The organism is Bradyrhizobium sp. SHOUNA76 (assembly GCF_023006445.1).
Lineage (GTDB): Bacteria > Pseudomonadota > Alphaproteobacteria > Rhizobiales > Xanthobacteraceae > Bradyrhizobium.
Window position 1 is genome coordinate 24393 of the sequence record NZ_JALBHA010000008.1, and the last position, 16528, is coordinate 40920.

Below are 16528 nucleotides of genomic sequence, written 5' to 3' on the forward strand. Positions count from 1 at the left end.
GAGGTCACCATGACGGCCGGTAAGTGGCTCAAGACGGCCTGCAACCTGTGTTACGTAAATTGCGGTATCGAAGTCTTGGTGAACGACGGGCGCCTTGAGAAAGTGCGGGGCGACCGTTCAAATCCGAAGTCGCAAGGCTATCTGTGCAACAAGGCGACCCGCATTCCCTATTATGCGCACCACAGGGATCGGCTCACGACCCCGCTGCGTCGGCGGTCCGACGGCGGCTTTGACGAGATCGAATGGGACGTGGCGATCGCAGAAATCGCGCAGCGGATGCGGGACATCGTCGACAGGCACGGTGGCAAGAGCATTGCCCTTTACGGCGGCGGCGGGCAGGGCAACCATGCCGGCGGCGCCTATGCCAGTGGCTTGTTGCGCGCGCTCGGTTCGCGCAGCGTCTTCAACGCCCTTTCGCAGGAAAAAACCGGCGACTTCTGGGTCAATGGCCACATGTTCGGCAGCCAAACCTGCCACACGACAGAGGATGTGCATCATTGCGATCTCTTGGTTGTCATCGGCGCCAATCCCTGGATCGCGCACGGCTTCCCCAATGCGCGCGACCATCTCAATCAGATCAGCAAGGATCCCGCACGCAAGCTGATCGTCATCGACCCCAGGCGAACCGAAACCGCCAAAATGGCCGATCTGCATCTTGCGGTTCGTCCCGGCGGCGATACGTTTCTTCTTGGCGCGCTGCTGGCCACGCTCGTCCGTTCCGACCGGCTTGACCACAAGTTCATTGAGGAGCACACGATCGGCTTCGCGGAAGTGAGGCAGGTGCTACTGAACATCCCGGTTCAGGAATGGGCGGCCGCCGCCGACATCTCCATCGCGGAGCTGGAGCGCTGCGCCGCCATGATTGCGGCCGCGAAGGCCATGGTGGTTCGGGTTGAACTCGGCATCCAGCAAGGCGTCAACTCGACTCTCAACTCCTATCTCGAGAAGCTCCTGATCATGCTTTCCGGCAATTTCGGCCGGGAAGGCACCAACCAGTTGCATAGCTGGCTTCAACCGCTATGGGGAAATTCGCCGAACCAGACATTCGCGCCGACCGGCGACGCAATTATTGGCGGCTTGTTGCCGCCCAACATCTTCCCCGAAGCGGTGCTCAAGGACCATCCGGACCGCTTACGTTGCGCCTGGATCGATAGCTCCAATCCTGCCAACACGGCGGCCAACACGGCGGCGGTGGAACGCGCGCTGCAATCGCTCGAACTATGCGTTGTCGTCGATGTTGCGATGACCGAAACCGCACGGCTCGCGCATTACGTTCTCCCGGCGTCCACACAATACGAGAAGACCGAATTTACTCTCTTTAACTACGAGTTCCCGACAAACTATTTTCACGTTCGTGCCGGTGTCTTGCCGCCCCTTGCTGGCACCTTGCCGGAGCCAGAAATCTACACGCGGCTTGCCGTCGCCATGGGGCTTCTGCCGGGTGACAATGTGCTCGCGCCGTTGCGGGAAATAGCAGGGCGCTCGCGAGCTGAATTCGCCGCGGCCTTTCGTGCTTTCATCGCGGAAAACCCTGCGGCAGTGCCCGCCCTGGTGCTCTACCATACGCTGGGAAAGACGCTTCCCGACGGTACCGCGGCCGCGGCACCGATGTGGAGCGCCGCGCTGGCTTGCGCGAAGCGATCGCCGCAAGCGGTGCGGCGGGCGATCGGCGCCTCCGACGAGGTGGCGGACCAGCAGCTCGGAGATCTCCTCTTCGACACCATCGTGGCCGCCCGGCAGGGTGCAGCGGTTACCCGGCACGACTATGACGAGGTCTGGTCACTGATCAGCCATTCGGATCGCAAGGTTCGGCTGGTCGTCCCGCAGATGCTGGAATGGTTGGCGCGTCTCGATCCGCAAGCCGTGGGCGCGCCAAGCGAGTTCCCGTTCATGCTGGCGGCGGGTGGTCGCCGCATGTTCAACGCCAACCAGATCTTTCGCGATCCCGCGTGGCGTCGCGAGGACCCGGACGGCGCCTTGTTGATCAATTCGAGCGATCTGCGTGAGCTGGGTGCGAAGGATGGCGACTGGATCGCCGTGGAGTCGGCGGTCGGGCGTCTCGTCGTTCGCTGCCAGGTCGATAACTCCATGCGGAATGGCCAGCTGGCGCTGCCGCACGGGTACGGTCAGGCATACCCCACGCCCGATGGAGAGCGCCTGATCAACGGGCCACGCATCAATCTGCTCACCGAGAGCGGCAACCGCGATCCCATTGCGGGCACGCCGTACCACAAGAACGTTCCGGTGCGTTTGACCCTGGTGTCAGGGCACGAGGCTGCCGCCTATCAGTCGCAGTCCGAACGAATTCATAAAAGAGCGGCCGGATAAGAGCTCGAGGGGAGGTCTAATGACCGAGAAACCAATCGCGATCGTGACGGGAGTAGGGCCGGGCACGGGAGCCGCCATCGTCAAGCGCTTCTCTGCTGGCGGGTTTCGTATCATCGCGCTTGCCCGCTCAGCGGACCTCATCAATCGACTTGCGCAAGAGCTTCCGGACGTGCACGCGGTGACCTGCGACGTCTCGGACGAAGGCCAGGTGCGGACTGTGGTCAGTGACGTGAAGCGCCGCTTTGGCGCGGCTGACGTTCTCATCCACAACGCGGTCGGTGGGGGCTGGGGGAATTTTCGCGAGATCGATCCGAAGATGCTGAAGGGCAACTTCGAGGTCAACGTGATGGGCCTGTTGTACCTGTCACGCGAACTGGCGCCTGACATGATCGATCGGGGCAAGGGCGCAATCCTGGTGACCGGAAACACGTCTTCGATCCGAGGCAAGGCCAATTTCGCCGGCTTCGCTCCGACAAAGGCGGCGCAGCGCATTCTGGCCGAGTCGATCGCACGTGACTTGGGACCTCTCGGTGTGCACGTCTCCTACGTTCTCATCGACGCCGTTATCGATACGCCCCGGATGCGCGCGCGGATGAGCGACAAACCGGATGAATTCTTCATCAAGCCGGCGGCGATCGCCGACGAATTATTGCATCTCTACGGTCAGGACCGCTCGGCCTGGTCGTTTCTCACGGAACTGCGGCCATTCAACGAAATTTGGTGATGTTCGAACACGGACACGGCGCGCTGGGTCACTTTGGAGAGCTCTCCGCGGGACTTGAAAGGTCAGAAACGTGACTGATGGATCCATCTCGGTTGATACGGGGACGGACGAACTGCTGTGCGCGATCCGGGATCGCGTCACCGACTACCCCGTCATCGCTGGGGCAGCCCGCTGACGACCATGGGGTCGCGCAGGCGCGGCCCCATTTCTCGCGTGTACGATCGGAGAGAAGATCCTGACGGCCATCAAATGCATCGGAGGAAGCAACATGATTCAGTCCAGCCCCGGCACCCAGACTTCTACACAGGAGGTTGCGCTTATAGTGGGTGGTGGCCCGGGCATCAGTTCGAGTTGCGCCAGGCTGTTCGCGGAAAACGGGATGCGTGTCGCCGTCGCAGCCAGGAATCCGGAAAAAGCCGTCCTTGAGACTCTCGAAAAGATGCACGGCGTGCGTCGGTACGCCTGCGATGCAAGCGAACCGGCTGCCGTGGCACAACTGTTCGCGAATGTCGCTCGAGAGATCGGAACGCCGAGGCTTGTCGTGCATAACATCGATGGCCGCGTTCCCGGCATTTTCCGAAAGGGCATTCTCGAAGCCGACCCGATGATGGCGCTCGAAACAATCCGAAACTCGGCATTCAGCGCGTTTCTGGTGGGTCAACAGGCAGCTCGGCTCATGCTCGGAAACGAACCCGACGTCAATGGTACGAGAGGAACGATCATCTTTACGAACGCCAGCGCGGCGCTCAAGGGCTTTCCATCAAGTGGTGCATTTGCGATGGCGTGCCATGCCAAGTCCGGACTCGCGCAAAGCCTGGCGAGAGAATTGATGCCGCAGGGAATCCACGTGGCGAATGTGCCGATCGATGCCGCGATCGGTTGGACTCAGGAGGACGGGACCCGCGCGCACCGGCTGGCGGGAACGACCGTGGACGACAACATGGCCGACCCTGTCCATATCGCGGAAACCTATCTGCAGCTGCACCGCCAGCACCGGTCGACCTGGGCTTTTCAAGTCGTGCTGCGGCCGTGGGTCGAGAAATGGTAATTGCGCTCAGCTGATCCCTCCGAACAATTGCGCAAAGATGACCAATTCTAAATTAGAATTCAGTTTCTGCACCAAGGGAATCCGTATTTTGCTGGTTCATTGACGTTCACTTGTCTTGACAGTTCTATTTTAGAACGGTTTACTCAGCCGGCCGATAGGAATGAAGGGTGCGGACCTCCCGGTTGAAGGGGGCCGCGCACGCTGCCGAAAACAAGGCGCGAGGGAGGATGGCATGAGGAGCGTGGACGAGCTCACCGCAGCCGAACTGCTGGACGGCTTGCCGTCCAGAGTTCACGAGGTCTACGCACCGTTCGTGCGGGATATTCCGGATCATCCGGCCCTCGTGGAAGGCGGGCGTGCCTGGAGCTACCGGCAGTTCTCGGATGCGGTCGACGCTGCGGCAAAGAATCTCGCCGGATTGGCCATCAGGCCCGGTGATCGCGTGATGATTGCCAGTGAGAACAGCGTGGCCCTCGGCGTGATGCTCTTCGCAGCCAGCAAGCTCGGTGCCTGGGGTATTCCGGTCAATCCCCGCCTTTCGCCCCGAGAGATCGACCTGATCGGGACGCACAGCGGTGCCAGACGCGTACTGTTCAACTCGGCGCTGTCGAAGGAAGCGGCCGACCATGCCAGCCGCATCGGTGCGAAAATCGGCGCCGTGGGGCCGTTCGACGGAATCGGCATCGGTCCTCTCAATGCGGATGCCGAAGCGGAGCCCGTCGAGAAGGATGGCGCCCACCAGGTCGCAGGCCTTTTATACACCTCAGGCACGACCGGTGCACCGAAGGGCGTCATGCTGAGTCACCGCAACCTCCTCTTCACCGCAAGGACGTCGGGAATCCTTCGCCGAAGCGGTCCAGGCGACCGCATTTACGGCGTGCTGCCGATGTCGCACATCGTCGGGTATGCGATCTTGCTGATCTCGACGCTGATGCACGGCGGCACGTTGCATGTCGTGGCCAAGGCCGATCCCGCTGCGCTGGCTCACGCCATCGCCGAGGAAGGGATTACGAGCCTGTTTGGCGTACCTGCCACATATCAGCGTCTGCTCGAACACAAGGCGGTCAAGGGCATCCAACAGCTCGAACGGGGCAGCCTGCGGATCATGGCCGTCGCCGGCGCTCCGCTCGACCTCGACCTCAAGAAGCGGATCGAGGACGAGTTTGGAATCCCGCTGCTGAACAATTACGGCATAACGGAATGCTCACCGGGGCTCACGGGGGTCCGTTCGGAACAGCCTGTCCCGGACGAGTCGGTCGGCCCGTTTCTTCCTGGCATTGAGCACCGGATCGTGGACGAGCGAGGAAAAAAGGTGGCGATCGGAGAGGTGGGCGAATTGCACGTTCGAGGTCCGAACATCATGCTCGGCTACTATCGTGCGCCCGACCTGACGGCGGCGGCGATCGATGAGCAGGGATGGTTCAACACGGGGGATCTCGCGCGGGTGAACGGCAAGGGGCATCTCTACATCGCTGGTCGCACCAAGGAGCTTATCATCCGCTCCGGCTTCAACGTTTATCCCGCCGAGGTGGAGGCGGTCCTGAACGCTCACGACCAGGTCGTTCAGTCGGCCGTCGTCGGACGAAAGGTCGAGGGCAACGAGGAGGTCGTCGCGTTCGTTCAGCTTCTCCCCGGCGCGAGCATCGGCGCGGAAGACCTCAAGGCGTACACGGCCCAATTGCTCACGTCCTACAAGCGTCCGACCGAATTGATCGTGCTTGACGCTCTGCCCTCGGCCTCCACCGGCAAGATACTGAAACACAAGCTACGGGAGATGGCGAACGAACAGGCCGCCCCGAAGGCGTCCCGTGCGGCAGCCGCTGGCTGACGGGCGTCAGGAGTGATTTGAACGGCAATATGCCGGTTCAGGAAAGAACGGTGAGCGACGGACTTGTCGCCGTAGGGAGATGACAATGTTGAGAAGCGCCATGATTGTAGCCGCGCTCGCGGCATCCATAGCCGGCGCGCATGCGCAGACCCCGGGCGTCACCGAATCCGAGGTGAAGATAGGGGCGACGTTCCCTTTTAGCGGCCCCGCTTCGCCGCTCAGCAATACCGGAAAGGGCATGATCGCCTACGTCAATTCGATCAACGAGCGTGGCGGCATCAACGGACGGAAGATCAACCTCATCACCTACGACGATGGTTACAGCCCTCCCAAGACGGTGGAGCAGACCAGGAAACTCATCGAGAGCGACGAGGTGGCGTTCCTGTTTGGCCCGTTGGGTACGCCCGGCATCAGCGCCACCATCAAGTACGTCAACGCGAAGAAAGTGCCGCACCTGTTTGTCGTGAGCGGCGTCAGCAAGTTCACGAAGTTCACTGAATTCCCCATGACCACGACGGGATTGCCAAGCTACGACACCGAAGGACGAATCTACGCAAAATACATCACCCAGACCCGGCCCGACGTGAAGATCGCCATACTCTATCAGAACGACGATTTGGGTAAGGACTTCGTCAATGCATTCAAGGCCTACCTGAAGGACGATTTCGACAAGAAAGTCGTCGTGTCCTCCTATGAGGTGACCGAGCCAACCATTGATTCCCACGTCGTGTCGCTGAAGTCGTCTGGGGCAGAGGCCTTTTTGGTGGCCGGCACACCGAAATTCGCAGCGCAGGCCATCAAGAAAGTCGATGAGATCGGTTGGAAGCCTCTGTTCCTGATCAACTTCGTTTCGAGCTCCGTGTCGTCGACCATCGTCCCCGCGGGACCGGAAAAGGCCGTGGGCATCGTCGCCGCGACCATCACGAAGGATCCGAACGACAAGAAATGGGCAGACGATCCGGGCATTAAGTGGTACCGGGACTTTTTTGCCAAATACCTGCCGGGCGCGGATATCGGCGACAACAATTATCTGTTCGGTACCCAGCAGGGACAGATCCTGGAGCAGGTGCTGAAGCAGTGCGGCAACGATCTTTCGCGCGAGAACATCGTCAAGCAATCGCGGAGCATACGCGGGCTGTCTCTTCCCACTTCCATACCGGGTGTCGTGGTCAACACGGGCCCCGAAGGCAGCATGGCGTACACGCAACTCCAGCTTCAGCGCTGGAACGGGACCACGTGGGAGCAATTCGGCGACGTACTCAGCGCTGACGGAAGGTGAATTGTACCTTCTGAACATGCGGATGATCTAAGCCCGCAAAACGACCAACTGAACCATGGAGCACGGATGTCCAGCGACGTTCTCTTCCGGCCTTTCAAGCTGAAAGGGCTGAACTTGCCGAACCGGGTCGTGATGGCGCCGATGACGCGCTCGTTCTCTCCGGGCGGAATCCCAACCGAAGACGTCGCGCGGTATTACCGTCGGCGTGCCGAAGGAGCGGTCGGCCTCATTATCTCGGAGGGCACGGGCGTGGATCGTCCGGCATCCCTGAACGATCCGAATGTTCCCCGTTTTCACGGAGAGAAGGAACTGGCGGGGTGGCGGCGTGTGGTCGATGAGGTGCATGCCGCGGGTGGCATGATGGCACCGCAGCTATGGCACGTCGGAGCCGTTCGCACCCGCGCCCAGGATTGGTCTCCTCCGGGCGCCTACGACAGCCCGTCTGGTTTGTCGCGGCCGGAGAAGAAATTCGGCGAGCCGATGAGCGAAGAGGACATCGCAGACGCCATCCGCGCTTTCGCCGATGCGGCGCTTGCCGCGAAGCGCCTGGGGTTCGACGCCGTCGAATTGCATGGCGCGCACGGCTATCTGATCGATCAATTCTTCTGGAAAGGCACCAATCACCGCGAGGATGCCTATGGAGGCAAGGACCTGCCGGGCCGGGCCCGGTTTGCCGCTGATATCGTTCACGCGGTGCGCAAGTCGGTCGGACCGGACTTTCCGATATTGCTCCGCATCAGCCAGCGGAAGCAACAGGACTACGAAGTGAAGCTGGCCGATACGCCTCGCGCGTTGGAAGCCTGGCTCAAACCTCTGGTCGACGCGGGGGTCGACATTCTGCACTGCTCACAACGGCGCTTCTGGGAACCGGAGTTCGATGGCTCCGATTTGAACTTCGCCGGATGGGCCAAAAAGGTGACGGGAGTGCCGACGATCTCGGTCGGGTCGGTCGGCCTGACCGGCGAGTTCATCGCCGCATATGGCGGGGAGAGCTCCCGTCCGGCGTCCCTCGACGAACTGATCCGCCGCCTCGATCGCGAGGAGTTCGATCTTGTCGCGGTGGGGCGGGCGCTGCTTCAGGATCCGCAATGGCTCCTGAAGATACGCGACGGCCGGACGGAGGAATTGATGTCCTTCGAACGGACTGCATTCGCTGCGCTGCGCTGAGCGATGAAGGGTTGCGAGGCCGGGTGCGTCGCCACTGAATAAAGGTTATCCAAATATTTGGTGGCCGGTATTTCGGCGATCTGTCCAAGCTGGTTGCCAAAGAAGATCGGCGCATGCCGGTCGACGGGAGGGGCATGCGCGTCATTGCGCAGTCGCCTGGAAGAATTTCGGAGACGAACAATGAGCGACACCAAGACCCAAGTCGGCCAGATCCGCACCGAGGTGCACGGGCATGTGTTCAAGATCATCATCGACAACGTAGCGAAGAAGAACTCCTTCAGCCCGCAGATGATGGCGCAGATGTCGGATGCGATGACGCTTCTCGATCGCACCGACGATTATTGGGTCGGAGTGCTCTGCGCCGAGGGTCCGGATTTCACGGCCGGGCTGGATATGCCGAAATTCTTCGGACCCAAGGCCGAGAATACCGAGCTAAAGCCCGGCAACATCGATGCGTTCGCCTTGAAGAGCCGGTGCCGCAAGCCGATTGTGACTGCAGTGCAGGGGATCTGCTTCACGATTGGCATCGAAATGATGCTGGCTGGCGATATCGTCGTGGCCGCCAACGACGCCCGGTTCTGTCAGATGGAATCCAAGCGCGGGATCGCGCCTCTTGGTGGTGCCCATTTCCGGTATTTGACGCGGGCGGGCTGGGGAGACGCGATGTATCACCTGTTCCTATGTGACGAGTTCGGCGCAGCCAGGGCTCACAAGATCGGCTTCGTTCAGGAAGTCGTTGCACCCGGCCAGCAGATTGCGCGCGCGATGGAGATTGCGAATCTGATCGCCAAGAATGCGCCGATCGGCATTCAGGTGACGAAGGAGGCCGCGCTGAAATACATCGAGGCCGGCGAGAGAGCCGCGATCGATTACATTCCCAAGATCAAGGATCGCGTCTTCAGCAGCGAAGACATGAAAGAAGGCATCCAGTCCTTCGTGGAACGTCGCTCGGCAGTGTTCCTCGGGAAATAGAATCTGGCGGACCGTACAGTACGACTTCGCTCACGAGTCGGAGGATTTGACCATGGGAAGCATCAAGAAGGCATTCGATCTCACCGGTAGAAACGCCCTTGTGACGGGAGGTTCCCGTGGCCTTGGCTTGCAGATCGCCGAGGCGCTGGGTGAGCTAGGAGCACGGATCGTGATCTCCTCTCGCAAGGCCCCAGACCTGGAAAAGGCCCAGGCGCATCTTGCCGGGCTCGGCGTCAAGGCGGAGTGGATCGCAGCGGATAATTCCAGGGACGAAGACGTCAACCGCCTTGCCGACGAAACGATCAAGAAGCTCGGACGGGTGGACATTCTGGTGAACAACGCGGGCGCAACTTGGGGCGCGCCGACGGAAGATCACCCGATCGAAGCGTGGGACAAGGTGATGAACTTGAACATCCGCTCGCTGTTCCTGCTCAGCCAACAGATTGCGAAGGGCTCGATGATTCCCAACAAATATGGCCGCATCATCAACCTTGCTTCGATCGCGGGCCTGTTCGGAAGTTCCGGGGATATGCAGACTGTCGCCTACAATACGAGCAAGGGCGCGGTGGTCAATTTCACGCGGGCGCTGGCGGGGAGTTGGGGGCGTTACGGAATTACGACCAATGCTCTGGCGCCCGGATTTTTCCCATCGAGGATGACGAAGGGCACGATCGAAGCTGTCGGTGTCGAGAAGCTCGCCGCCGGTGCGCCGCTACGCCGCATCGGTGACGAGGACGATCTGAAAGGGGCCGCGGCTCTCTTCGCCAGCGACGCCGGCAAGCACATTACCGGGCAGATTCTCGCCGTGGATGGCGGTCTGACTTCGGTGCTATCGTCTTCCTGACCGTCGCTATATAGCCGCCTTCTGGTGGCAGGTGGAGGGCTAGGGGACCACCAGGGTCAGCGTCTGGGCAACCAGAGCCGGCGTTTGGCTATTCTCGATCTCAAGTACCGCGTTGCCCTTGATCAACAAACGCCCGTTGTCCTTTGGTTCGACACCGGTCATGGAAAGCTGAAGGCGAACGCGGTTACCCGATCTTACTGGTGTCAGGAACCTGACCTTATCCAGGCCATAGTTGAAGACCGCAGCTGCGTCGACCGGAGCGAGCCCAAGGTCCATGCCGAGGGGCGCGATCAACGACAGGCTCAGGAAGCCGTGAGCAATGGTGCCGCCTGCGGGACTTTCGTTGCTGGCGCGCTCCGTGTCCACATGAATCCACTGCCTGTCTCCAGTACAGGCCGCGAACTGGTCAATCATGGGCTGGTCGATGGTGATCCAGTCGGATGTTCCGAGATTCTGGCCTACGAAATCCCTGATCGCCTCGAGCTTGATTTTTGCCATCGCCGTGTCCGTTGGTTCAGCTGTTTCGCATATTTCCCCAAACTGCGAGGAAGGCCATGTCGATTTTGTTGAACGGGGAACGCAATATTGAATAGCGGCCAGGCTTTGATGGCTTTTTCGCTTGTGTTTCCGGGTCCTGCGACGTCGTTCGCACTCGGCGATTAGGAACCAAAAGCGCTTGCGCAAAGGACGAGAGCATGACCGAGGCAAGCTGGGATTTGTTTCGCTTGTTTTCCGTGGTTGCGAGAACTGGAAGCGTCAATCGTGCCGCACACGAACTGGGAATGAGCCAACCGACATTGAGCAGGCGTCTGAAGGAGCTGGAGCGCTACGTGGCCGCTCCCCTGTTCTTTCGCGCCTCGTCCGGGGTGAAGCTGACGCGGGAAGGCGAGGACCTGCAACGCTCGGCCGGCGATATGATGCTCGCATTCGAGTCGTTTCATCGCGATCTGCGTTCACGCGTCGGGCAACGATCGTCAGTGGTCAGGATATCGGCGACCGAAGGCATGACCAAGCACTGGCTTCTCCCGCGGGTTGCGGAGCTGCGACGGCGCGATAGTCGAATCTACCTGGAAATCATCTCCACGGTGAACCAGCAGAGCTTGGCAACGAGCGATCTGGACTACGTCATCAGGATGGGAGATCCCGGCGAGAACGATCTCATTGGAAAGCGGGTCGCGGACGTACCGATGGGGATTTTTGCCTCCGAGCAGTACCTTGCCGGACGCCCCGCGCCTCGGTCATTGTCAGAGCTGAGGGATCACGACATCATCGGCCATACTGCCGATTTTGTCTCCTTCCGCAACGTTCGGCCCAATCAGAGACATTTGTTGGAGTATTTCTCGGAAGCGGCGGGCATCCGCAGCGTTGTTCGGGTCAACCCGGTTGCTAACCATTTCGCCGCCGCCGGTTGCGGTCTCGGGCTTGCGCTTCTTGCTGTACCATTCGCGCAAGCCGAGGGACTGGTTCAGGTCTTGCCGCAAGAGACAGTTACGATGAACGTATGGCTGCTGCGCCGGCGCGAGAGCGACCTGAGAAAATTGACTCGTGAAGTCAGGCGATTCCTGGAAGCAGAATTCGCCGCTTCCAGGGAATGGCTCGCGAGCAGCCCTCGAAATGCGAGAGTGATCAAACGCAAGGCCTGAGGCCGTCTCACATGCTGCCTTCGCCGCGTCTGGAAATATCGCGGTAAGACGCGCGAAGAGGCCGTGGCCATTCTGCGCTGAATAGCGGTAGTTCAGAATTTAGATACTTGCCGGGCGCCGTGCCGGTCATCCTCCATCCCAAAAATCATAACGGGAGGGATGGATGTCCAAATCGGAAGGGGCCTTGCTGTCAACGCCGATCCAGACGATCGCGGATATTCCGCGACGTTACGCGGCGATCACTCCCGACGCCGTCGCCGTGAGCTTCGAGGGGCGCGACACGAGCTATCGGGTCCTGGACGAATTATCGAATCAGGTCGCCAATGGCCTCGTGGCTGGGGGTGTGCGACCGGGCAGCCGAATTGCGATACTCGACAAGAATTCGGATATCTTTTTTCAAGTGCTTCTCGGGGCAGCCAAGGCCCGCGCCGTCCTGGTTCCCATCAATGCAAGGCTGGCACCTCCCGAGGTCGTTTTCGCTGTCAACGATGCCAAAACCGAGATTCTCTTCGTCGGGGAATCGTTCGAGAAACTCATCACTGAAATCCAGGATCAGCTGGACACTGTTTACCAAATCATTGTGCTGGACTCTCGTTACCTGAAGTGGCGCGATGCTCACCCGCCGACTGAGACGAGACTGCCAGTCAAGCCCGATGACGTTTGCCTGCAACTCTACACAAGTGGCACGACCGGCTATCCGAAGGGCGTGCAGCTTTCTCACGCAAATTTCCCGCTACACGCGCTTGACGACTGGAAGGCGTGGTCGTCCGACGACGTCATGTTGCTCGCAATGCCGTTATTCCAAATCGCAGGGGTGGGTACCGGCGTGTTCGGTCTGGTCGCCGGCCTCAAGACGATCGTGCTTCGCGAGTTCGTTCCATCGGTGGCGCTTGAGACGATACAGCGCGATCGAGTTACGGTCACGTTCCTCGTTCCGGCAATGTTATTGGCGATGCTGGCCGAACGTAACGTCGAGACATGCGATCTCTCCTCGCTGAGGCAAATTCTTTACGGGGCGTCACCGATCCCGCTCGAGCTCCTCAGGAAGTCGCTCCGGGTGTTCAGGCATACGGGGTTCTTCCAGGTCTACGGTCTAACCGAGACGGCTGGCGTCATCACCGTTTTGGGAGACGCGGACCACTCCGTTGGCGATGGCGAACTCTTGAGGTCGTGTGGCCGCCCTATCGAAGGCGTCGAGTTGCAGATCATCGACGCTTCGGGAAAATCGCTGCCGGCTAGACAGGTGGGTGAGGTCGTGTGTCGATCATCACAAAATATGCGGGGGTATTGGAATCGGACGGACGACACCGCGAGGACCCTCAGGGACGGGTGGCTGCATACCGGCGATGCCGGATTCCTTGATGAAAACGGCTACTTGTACATTCATGATCGTTTGAAAGATATGATCGTTTCCGGCGGAGAGAACGTCTATCCCGCCGAGATCGAAAGTGCCTTGTATGGACATGCGGATATCGCCGACGTCGCCGTCATCGGCGTGCCTGACGACCGGTGGGGTGAAGCGGTCAAGGCCCTCATCGTGTTGAAGCCGGATCGTTTTGCGGACCCGACGGGCATACTGCATTTCGCGCGAGCAAGGCTGGCGGGGTTCAAGATCCCGAAGTCGATCGAATTCGTGCGCGAGCTTCCCCGCAATCCATCCGGGAAAATCCTGAAGCGGCTGCTGCGAGAGCGCTACTGGGAAGGATATGAGCGGATGGTCAATTGAGTGCGGCTGGCCGAATTGAATGTATCGGACCGGGAGACGTTTTTGCTAGGCGACCACTGCGTCCTGCAACTTGAGCGACTGAAGCGTCAGCACCTCGGTCAAGCGCAGATGTTCCGTCATCAGGTCGGTGGCGAGTTTCACATCCCGGCCAAGAATGGCTTGGGCCAGTGCCGAATGTTCGGCGCGTAGATCACGATCCGCGCGCGACATTCGCACATTGATGCGGCGATAGCGTTCGCCCTGGACGAAGAGTTGTTCGCGGATTCGCAGCAGCCAGGGGCTGTCGCAGGCCGCCACCAGGGTAGCATGGAATTTCGCGTGCGCGATCATCCAGTCGTCGCCAAGGTCGCGAATGTCATGGGGCGTATGCGAGAGCTCATGATCGGCTGCGACAATCGCAGCCTCCCATTTGAGGCCGCCGAGTTTCATCGCGCGGTGCATGCATTTCAGTTCGATGTCGATTCTGACGGCGGTTAGGTCGGAAACGTCGGCGGCATTGATGGGTGCCACCCGGAAACCCCGCTGGGGCTCCGCAATAACCAGTGCCTCGGCGGAGAGACGCGAAAGAGCCTCCCGTACAACGCTCGGGCTGACCCCAAGATATTGAGCCAGATCTTGAATTTTCAGCTTTCCGTCGGCCGGCAAGCGGCCGGCCAAGATGTCCGAGCGAAGTCGAACATAGGCTGAAACGGTAAGGCTGGTCGCGTCCTGGGGCATCCCGCCCATTTTCACAAGGATTCGCGAGAATACAAGATAGATTGAATAATATCTTTTTTATGTTGACCGTATGAGTTTTTCAGATACCGTTCCATTAACGAACCCAAAGACTGACTCAAAAAAATCCGGAGGAATTCAATGGCCACACCAAACGAGTTGGTTACCGTCAGTCGGGAGGGCGATCTCGTTACCCTGACGATGACTTTCGCTCCATACAATCTCGTGGCAAAGCCGCTGCTGACTGCGCTACTGGACGCAGTCGAAAAGGCTCATAAGGAAGGCGCGCGCGCCATTATCCTTCGCAGCGGGTTGCGACACTTCTCTGCCGGTGCTGAAATAGAACTATTCGACAACCGCGGCGAACGGCTGCCCGAAATTGATGTATGCGCCTGCCTGGATGCGCTCGAACAGGTTCCTGTGCCGATCATCGCGAGCATGCACGGATTGGCCCTCGGTGGCGGATTCGAGCTGGCGCTGGCCTGCGACATCATCGTTGCCGCGGACTCCTCGAAGGCCGGCATGGTCGAGGTGACGCTGGGCCTGCATCCGCTGATGGGCGCCATACAACGTGTGGCATCGCGCGCCGGTGTGGCGCGCGCCAAGGAGATGGCTCTGTTCGGACGTCGCTATGATGCGGCGACGCTAGAGCGCTGGAATATCGTCAATCGCGTCGTGCCCGAAGCCCAGCTTGAAGAAACGACGCGGATCCTCGCGCTCGAGCTTGCGATGGGGCCGACAGTGGCGCATGGCGCCACCAAACGGCTGATCCGGGAATACACGGACGAGACCGTCGTGAAAGCCGACCGCGCAATGTCTGACGCGCAGCGTCCAATCTTCCAGAGCAACGATCTCGTCGTCGGCCTCAAGGCCTTCCGCGAGTCCGGGCCTGGTCACGCCATTTTCTCGGGCCGCTGAGGGACGTTATCATGACAAATCGTACACCCCTTGCCGGAATCAAGGTCGTCGACTTCTCGCGTGTCCTTGCTGGTCCCCACTGCACCAGGGCACTGTCGGACCTCGGCGCCGACGTGATCAAGATCGAGCCGCCGCGCGGAGACATCTCTCGATACGCACTGCCTGGCGACGAAACCGCGAGCATGTCCTACTACTATATCCAACAGAACGTCGGGAAACGGAACATCAGCATCGACCTTAACTTCCCCGAAGGAAGAGAAGTCGTGCGCAAGATGTGCGACAGCGCCGACATCATCGTTGAGAATTTTCGCGCCGGCACATTGAAATTCTTCGGCCTCGATTATGAATCCGTCGCCGCGCGCAACCCGAAAGTGATTTACGCCTCAATCAGCGGATACGGCCAAGGGAGCGCGCTGTCACACCGCAGCGCCTACGCGCCGACCGTCCATGCCGAATCCGGCTTTGTCGGCGGGATGATCGACCATCTCGGCGAGGATCTCACGGTCAAGAGGCATGATGCCTATTCGCATGCTGACATTTATACGGGCCTCGAAGCGATCATCGGCATTCTGGCAGCACTGCATCACCGCGACCAAACAGGCGAAGGCCAATATGTCGATATTGCGATGGCCGCCACCATGCTTGCCGTCAATGAGCGGGTGCACGCCGATCTCTCCGACGTGGATCTCGGCGCCGAACCGGCGGCGCTGGGACCTGCTGACTCGCCGTTCTTCAAGACAAGCTACGGTGACGTCATCACAATCGCGACCAGCGTCGTCAGCAGTCTGACGTTTCCGAATTACATCGCGGCGATGCGTCGCCCCGACCTCGCTTCAGATCCCCGATTCGCCACGCCGGCGGCGCGCCGGAAGAATCTCAACGCCCTTTACCAGATCATCCAGCAGTGGATTCTTTCCTTTGCCACGGCCGGCGAACTCGATGCACAGCTCGACGAAGTGAAGCTGGCGTTCGGCGTGGTCCGCTCGGTCAAGGACTTCGCCGGTTCGGACTGGGTCAAATGGTGGGGCGCGATAGAAGAGGTTACGGACCGCCGCGGCAAAGCTGTCAGAATCCCCGGCAAGCCCTGGCACTTCTCAAAGACGCCACTGGCCGCTGCGCGCGAAGCTGCCTTTCGCGGCGAACACAACGTCGAAGTAATGAAGGAATACGGCTACTCCGATCAGGAGATTGCTGCCCTTACCAATTCGGGCGTGCTGTTGACGAACATTCCGCCGCGACCCTCTCCGTCGATAGAAGAATCCGCGCCGCCCGATAGTGACGATGTCCTGAAGCAGGCGTCCTAGCTGGGTCGAAACCAACTGATCAAGGAATGCGGG

14 protein-coding genes are annotated in these 16528 nt (G+C 60.1%); 12 read left to right on the forward strand and 2 right to left on the reverse strand.

What is annotated here, in order from left to right:
* Positions 1–9 precede the first annotated feature (9 nt).
* The 8 genes from MOV74_RS02465 (at position 10) to MOV74_RS02500 (ending at position 10190) form a co-directional block, all read left to right on the forward strand.
* Positions 10–2328, forward strand: a complete 2319-nt coding sequence (locus tag MOV74_RS02465) for a molybdopterin-dependent oxidoreductase (protein ID WP_246917453.1) — start codon at positions 10–12, stop codon at positions 2326–2328.
* A 19-nt stretch (positions 2329–2347) separates the two neighbouring features.
* Positions 2348–3052: an SDR family NAD(P)-dependent oxidoreductase gene (locus tag MOV74_RS02470; RefSeq protein WP_246917456.1), complete on the forward strand. Its 705-nt coding sequence runs from the start codon at positions 2348–2350 to the stop codon at positions 3050–3052.
* Between the two features lie 268 nt (positions 3053–3320).
* Positions 3321–4100 carry an SDR family oxidoreductase gene (locus MOV74_RS02475; protein WP_246917459.1) on the forward strand — a complete coding sequence of 260 codons (780 nt, stop codon included), beginning with the start codon at positions 3321–3323 and terminating at the stop codon, positions 4098–4100.
* Between the two features lie 232 nt (positions 4101–4332).
* Entirely contained in the window at positions 4333–5928 is a 1596-nt protein-coding gene (locus tag MOV74_RS02480; RefSeq protein ID WP_246917462.1) for a class I adenylate-forming enzyme family protein, read from the forward strand.
* An 85-nt stretch (positions 5929–6013) separates the two neighbouring features.
* Positions 6014–7207 (forward strand): ABC transporter substrate-binding protein, encoded by a 1194-nt coding sequence (locus MOV74_RS02485; protein ID WP_246917465.1) that lies wholly within the window; start codon positions 6014–6016, stop codon positions 7205–7207.
* A 66-nt stretch (positions 7208–7273) separates the two neighbouring features.
* A complete protein-coding gene (locus MOV74_RS02490; RefSeq protein ID WP_246917468.1) occupies positions 7274–8374 on the forward strand; it encodes an NADH:flavin oxidoreductase in 1101 nt (366 codons plus the stop codon).
* Between the two features lie 180 nt (positions 8375–8554).
* The gene (locus MOV74_RS02495) at positions 8555–9346 is read left to right on the forward strand and encodes a crotonase/enoyl-CoA hydratase family protein (RefSeq protein ID WP_246917471.1); all 792 of its coding nucleotides are present in this window, start codon (positions 8555–8557) and stop codon (positions 9344–9346) included.
* Positions 9347–9398: 52 nt separating this feature from the next.
* Complete coding sequence (locus MOV74_RS02500) at positions 9399–10190, forward strand: SDR family oxidoreductase (protein WP_246917474.1); 792 nt, start codon at positions 9399–9401, stop codon at positions 10188–10190.
* A 39-nt stretch (positions 10191–10229) separates the two neighbouring features.
* Here MOV74_RS02500 and MOV74_RS02505 read toward each other — a convergent pair whose 3' ends face one another.
* Positions 10230–10688 carry a MaoC family dehydratase gene (locus tag MOV74_RS02505; protein WP_246917476.1) on the reverse strand — a complete coding sequence of 153 codons (459 nt, stop codon included), beginning with the start codon at positions 10686–10688 and terminating at the stop codon, positions 10230–10232.
* Between the two features lie 197 nt (positions 10689–10885).
* On the opposite strand from MOV74_RS02505, the gene MOV74_RS02510 reads away from it, so the two are divergent.
* Both MOV74_RS02510 and MOV74_RS02515 read left to right on the forward strand, forming a co-directional pair.
* A complete protein-coding gene (locus MOV74_RS02510; protein ID WP_246917479.1) occupies positions 10886–11833 on the forward strand; it encodes a LysR family transcriptional regulator in 948 nt (315 codons plus the stop codon).
* 163 nt (positions 11834–11996) lie between these two features.
* Positions 11997–13559 (forward strand): fatty acid--CoA ligase, encoded by a 1563-nt coding sequence (locus MOV74_RS02515; protein ID WP_246917482.1) that lies wholly within the window; start codon positions 11997–11999, stop codon positions 13557–13559.
* A gap of 45 nt (positions 13560–13604) precedes the next feature.
* Here the strand turns inward: MOV74_RS02515 and MOV74_RS02520 are convergent, their stop codons facing one another.
* Entirely contained in the window at positions 13605–14276 is a 672-nt protein-coding gene (locus MOV74_RS02520) for a GntR family transcriptional regulator (RefSeq protein ID WP_246917485.1), read from the reverse strand.
* 138 nt (positions 14277–14414) lie between these two features.
* Between MOV74_RS02520 and MOV74_RS02525 the strand changes: the two genes are divergently transcribed.
* Both MOV74_RS02525 and MOV74_RS02530 read left to right on the forward strand, forming a co-directional pair.
* Positions 14415–15191, forward strand: coding sequence for an enoyl-CoA hydratase/isomerase family protein (locus tag MOV74_RS02525; protein WP_246917488.1), 777 nt, complete (start codon positions 14415–14417; stop codon positions 15189–15191).
* An 11-nt stretch (positions 15192–15202) separates the two neighbouring features.
* The gene (locus MOV74_RS02530; RefSeq protein WP_246917491.1) at positions 15203–16495 is read left to right on the forward strand and encodes a CaiB/BaiF CoA-transferase family protein; all 1293 of its coding nucleotides are present in this window, start codon (positions 15203–15205) and stop codon (positions 16493–16495) included.
* Positions 16496–16528 lie beyond the last annotated feature (33 nt).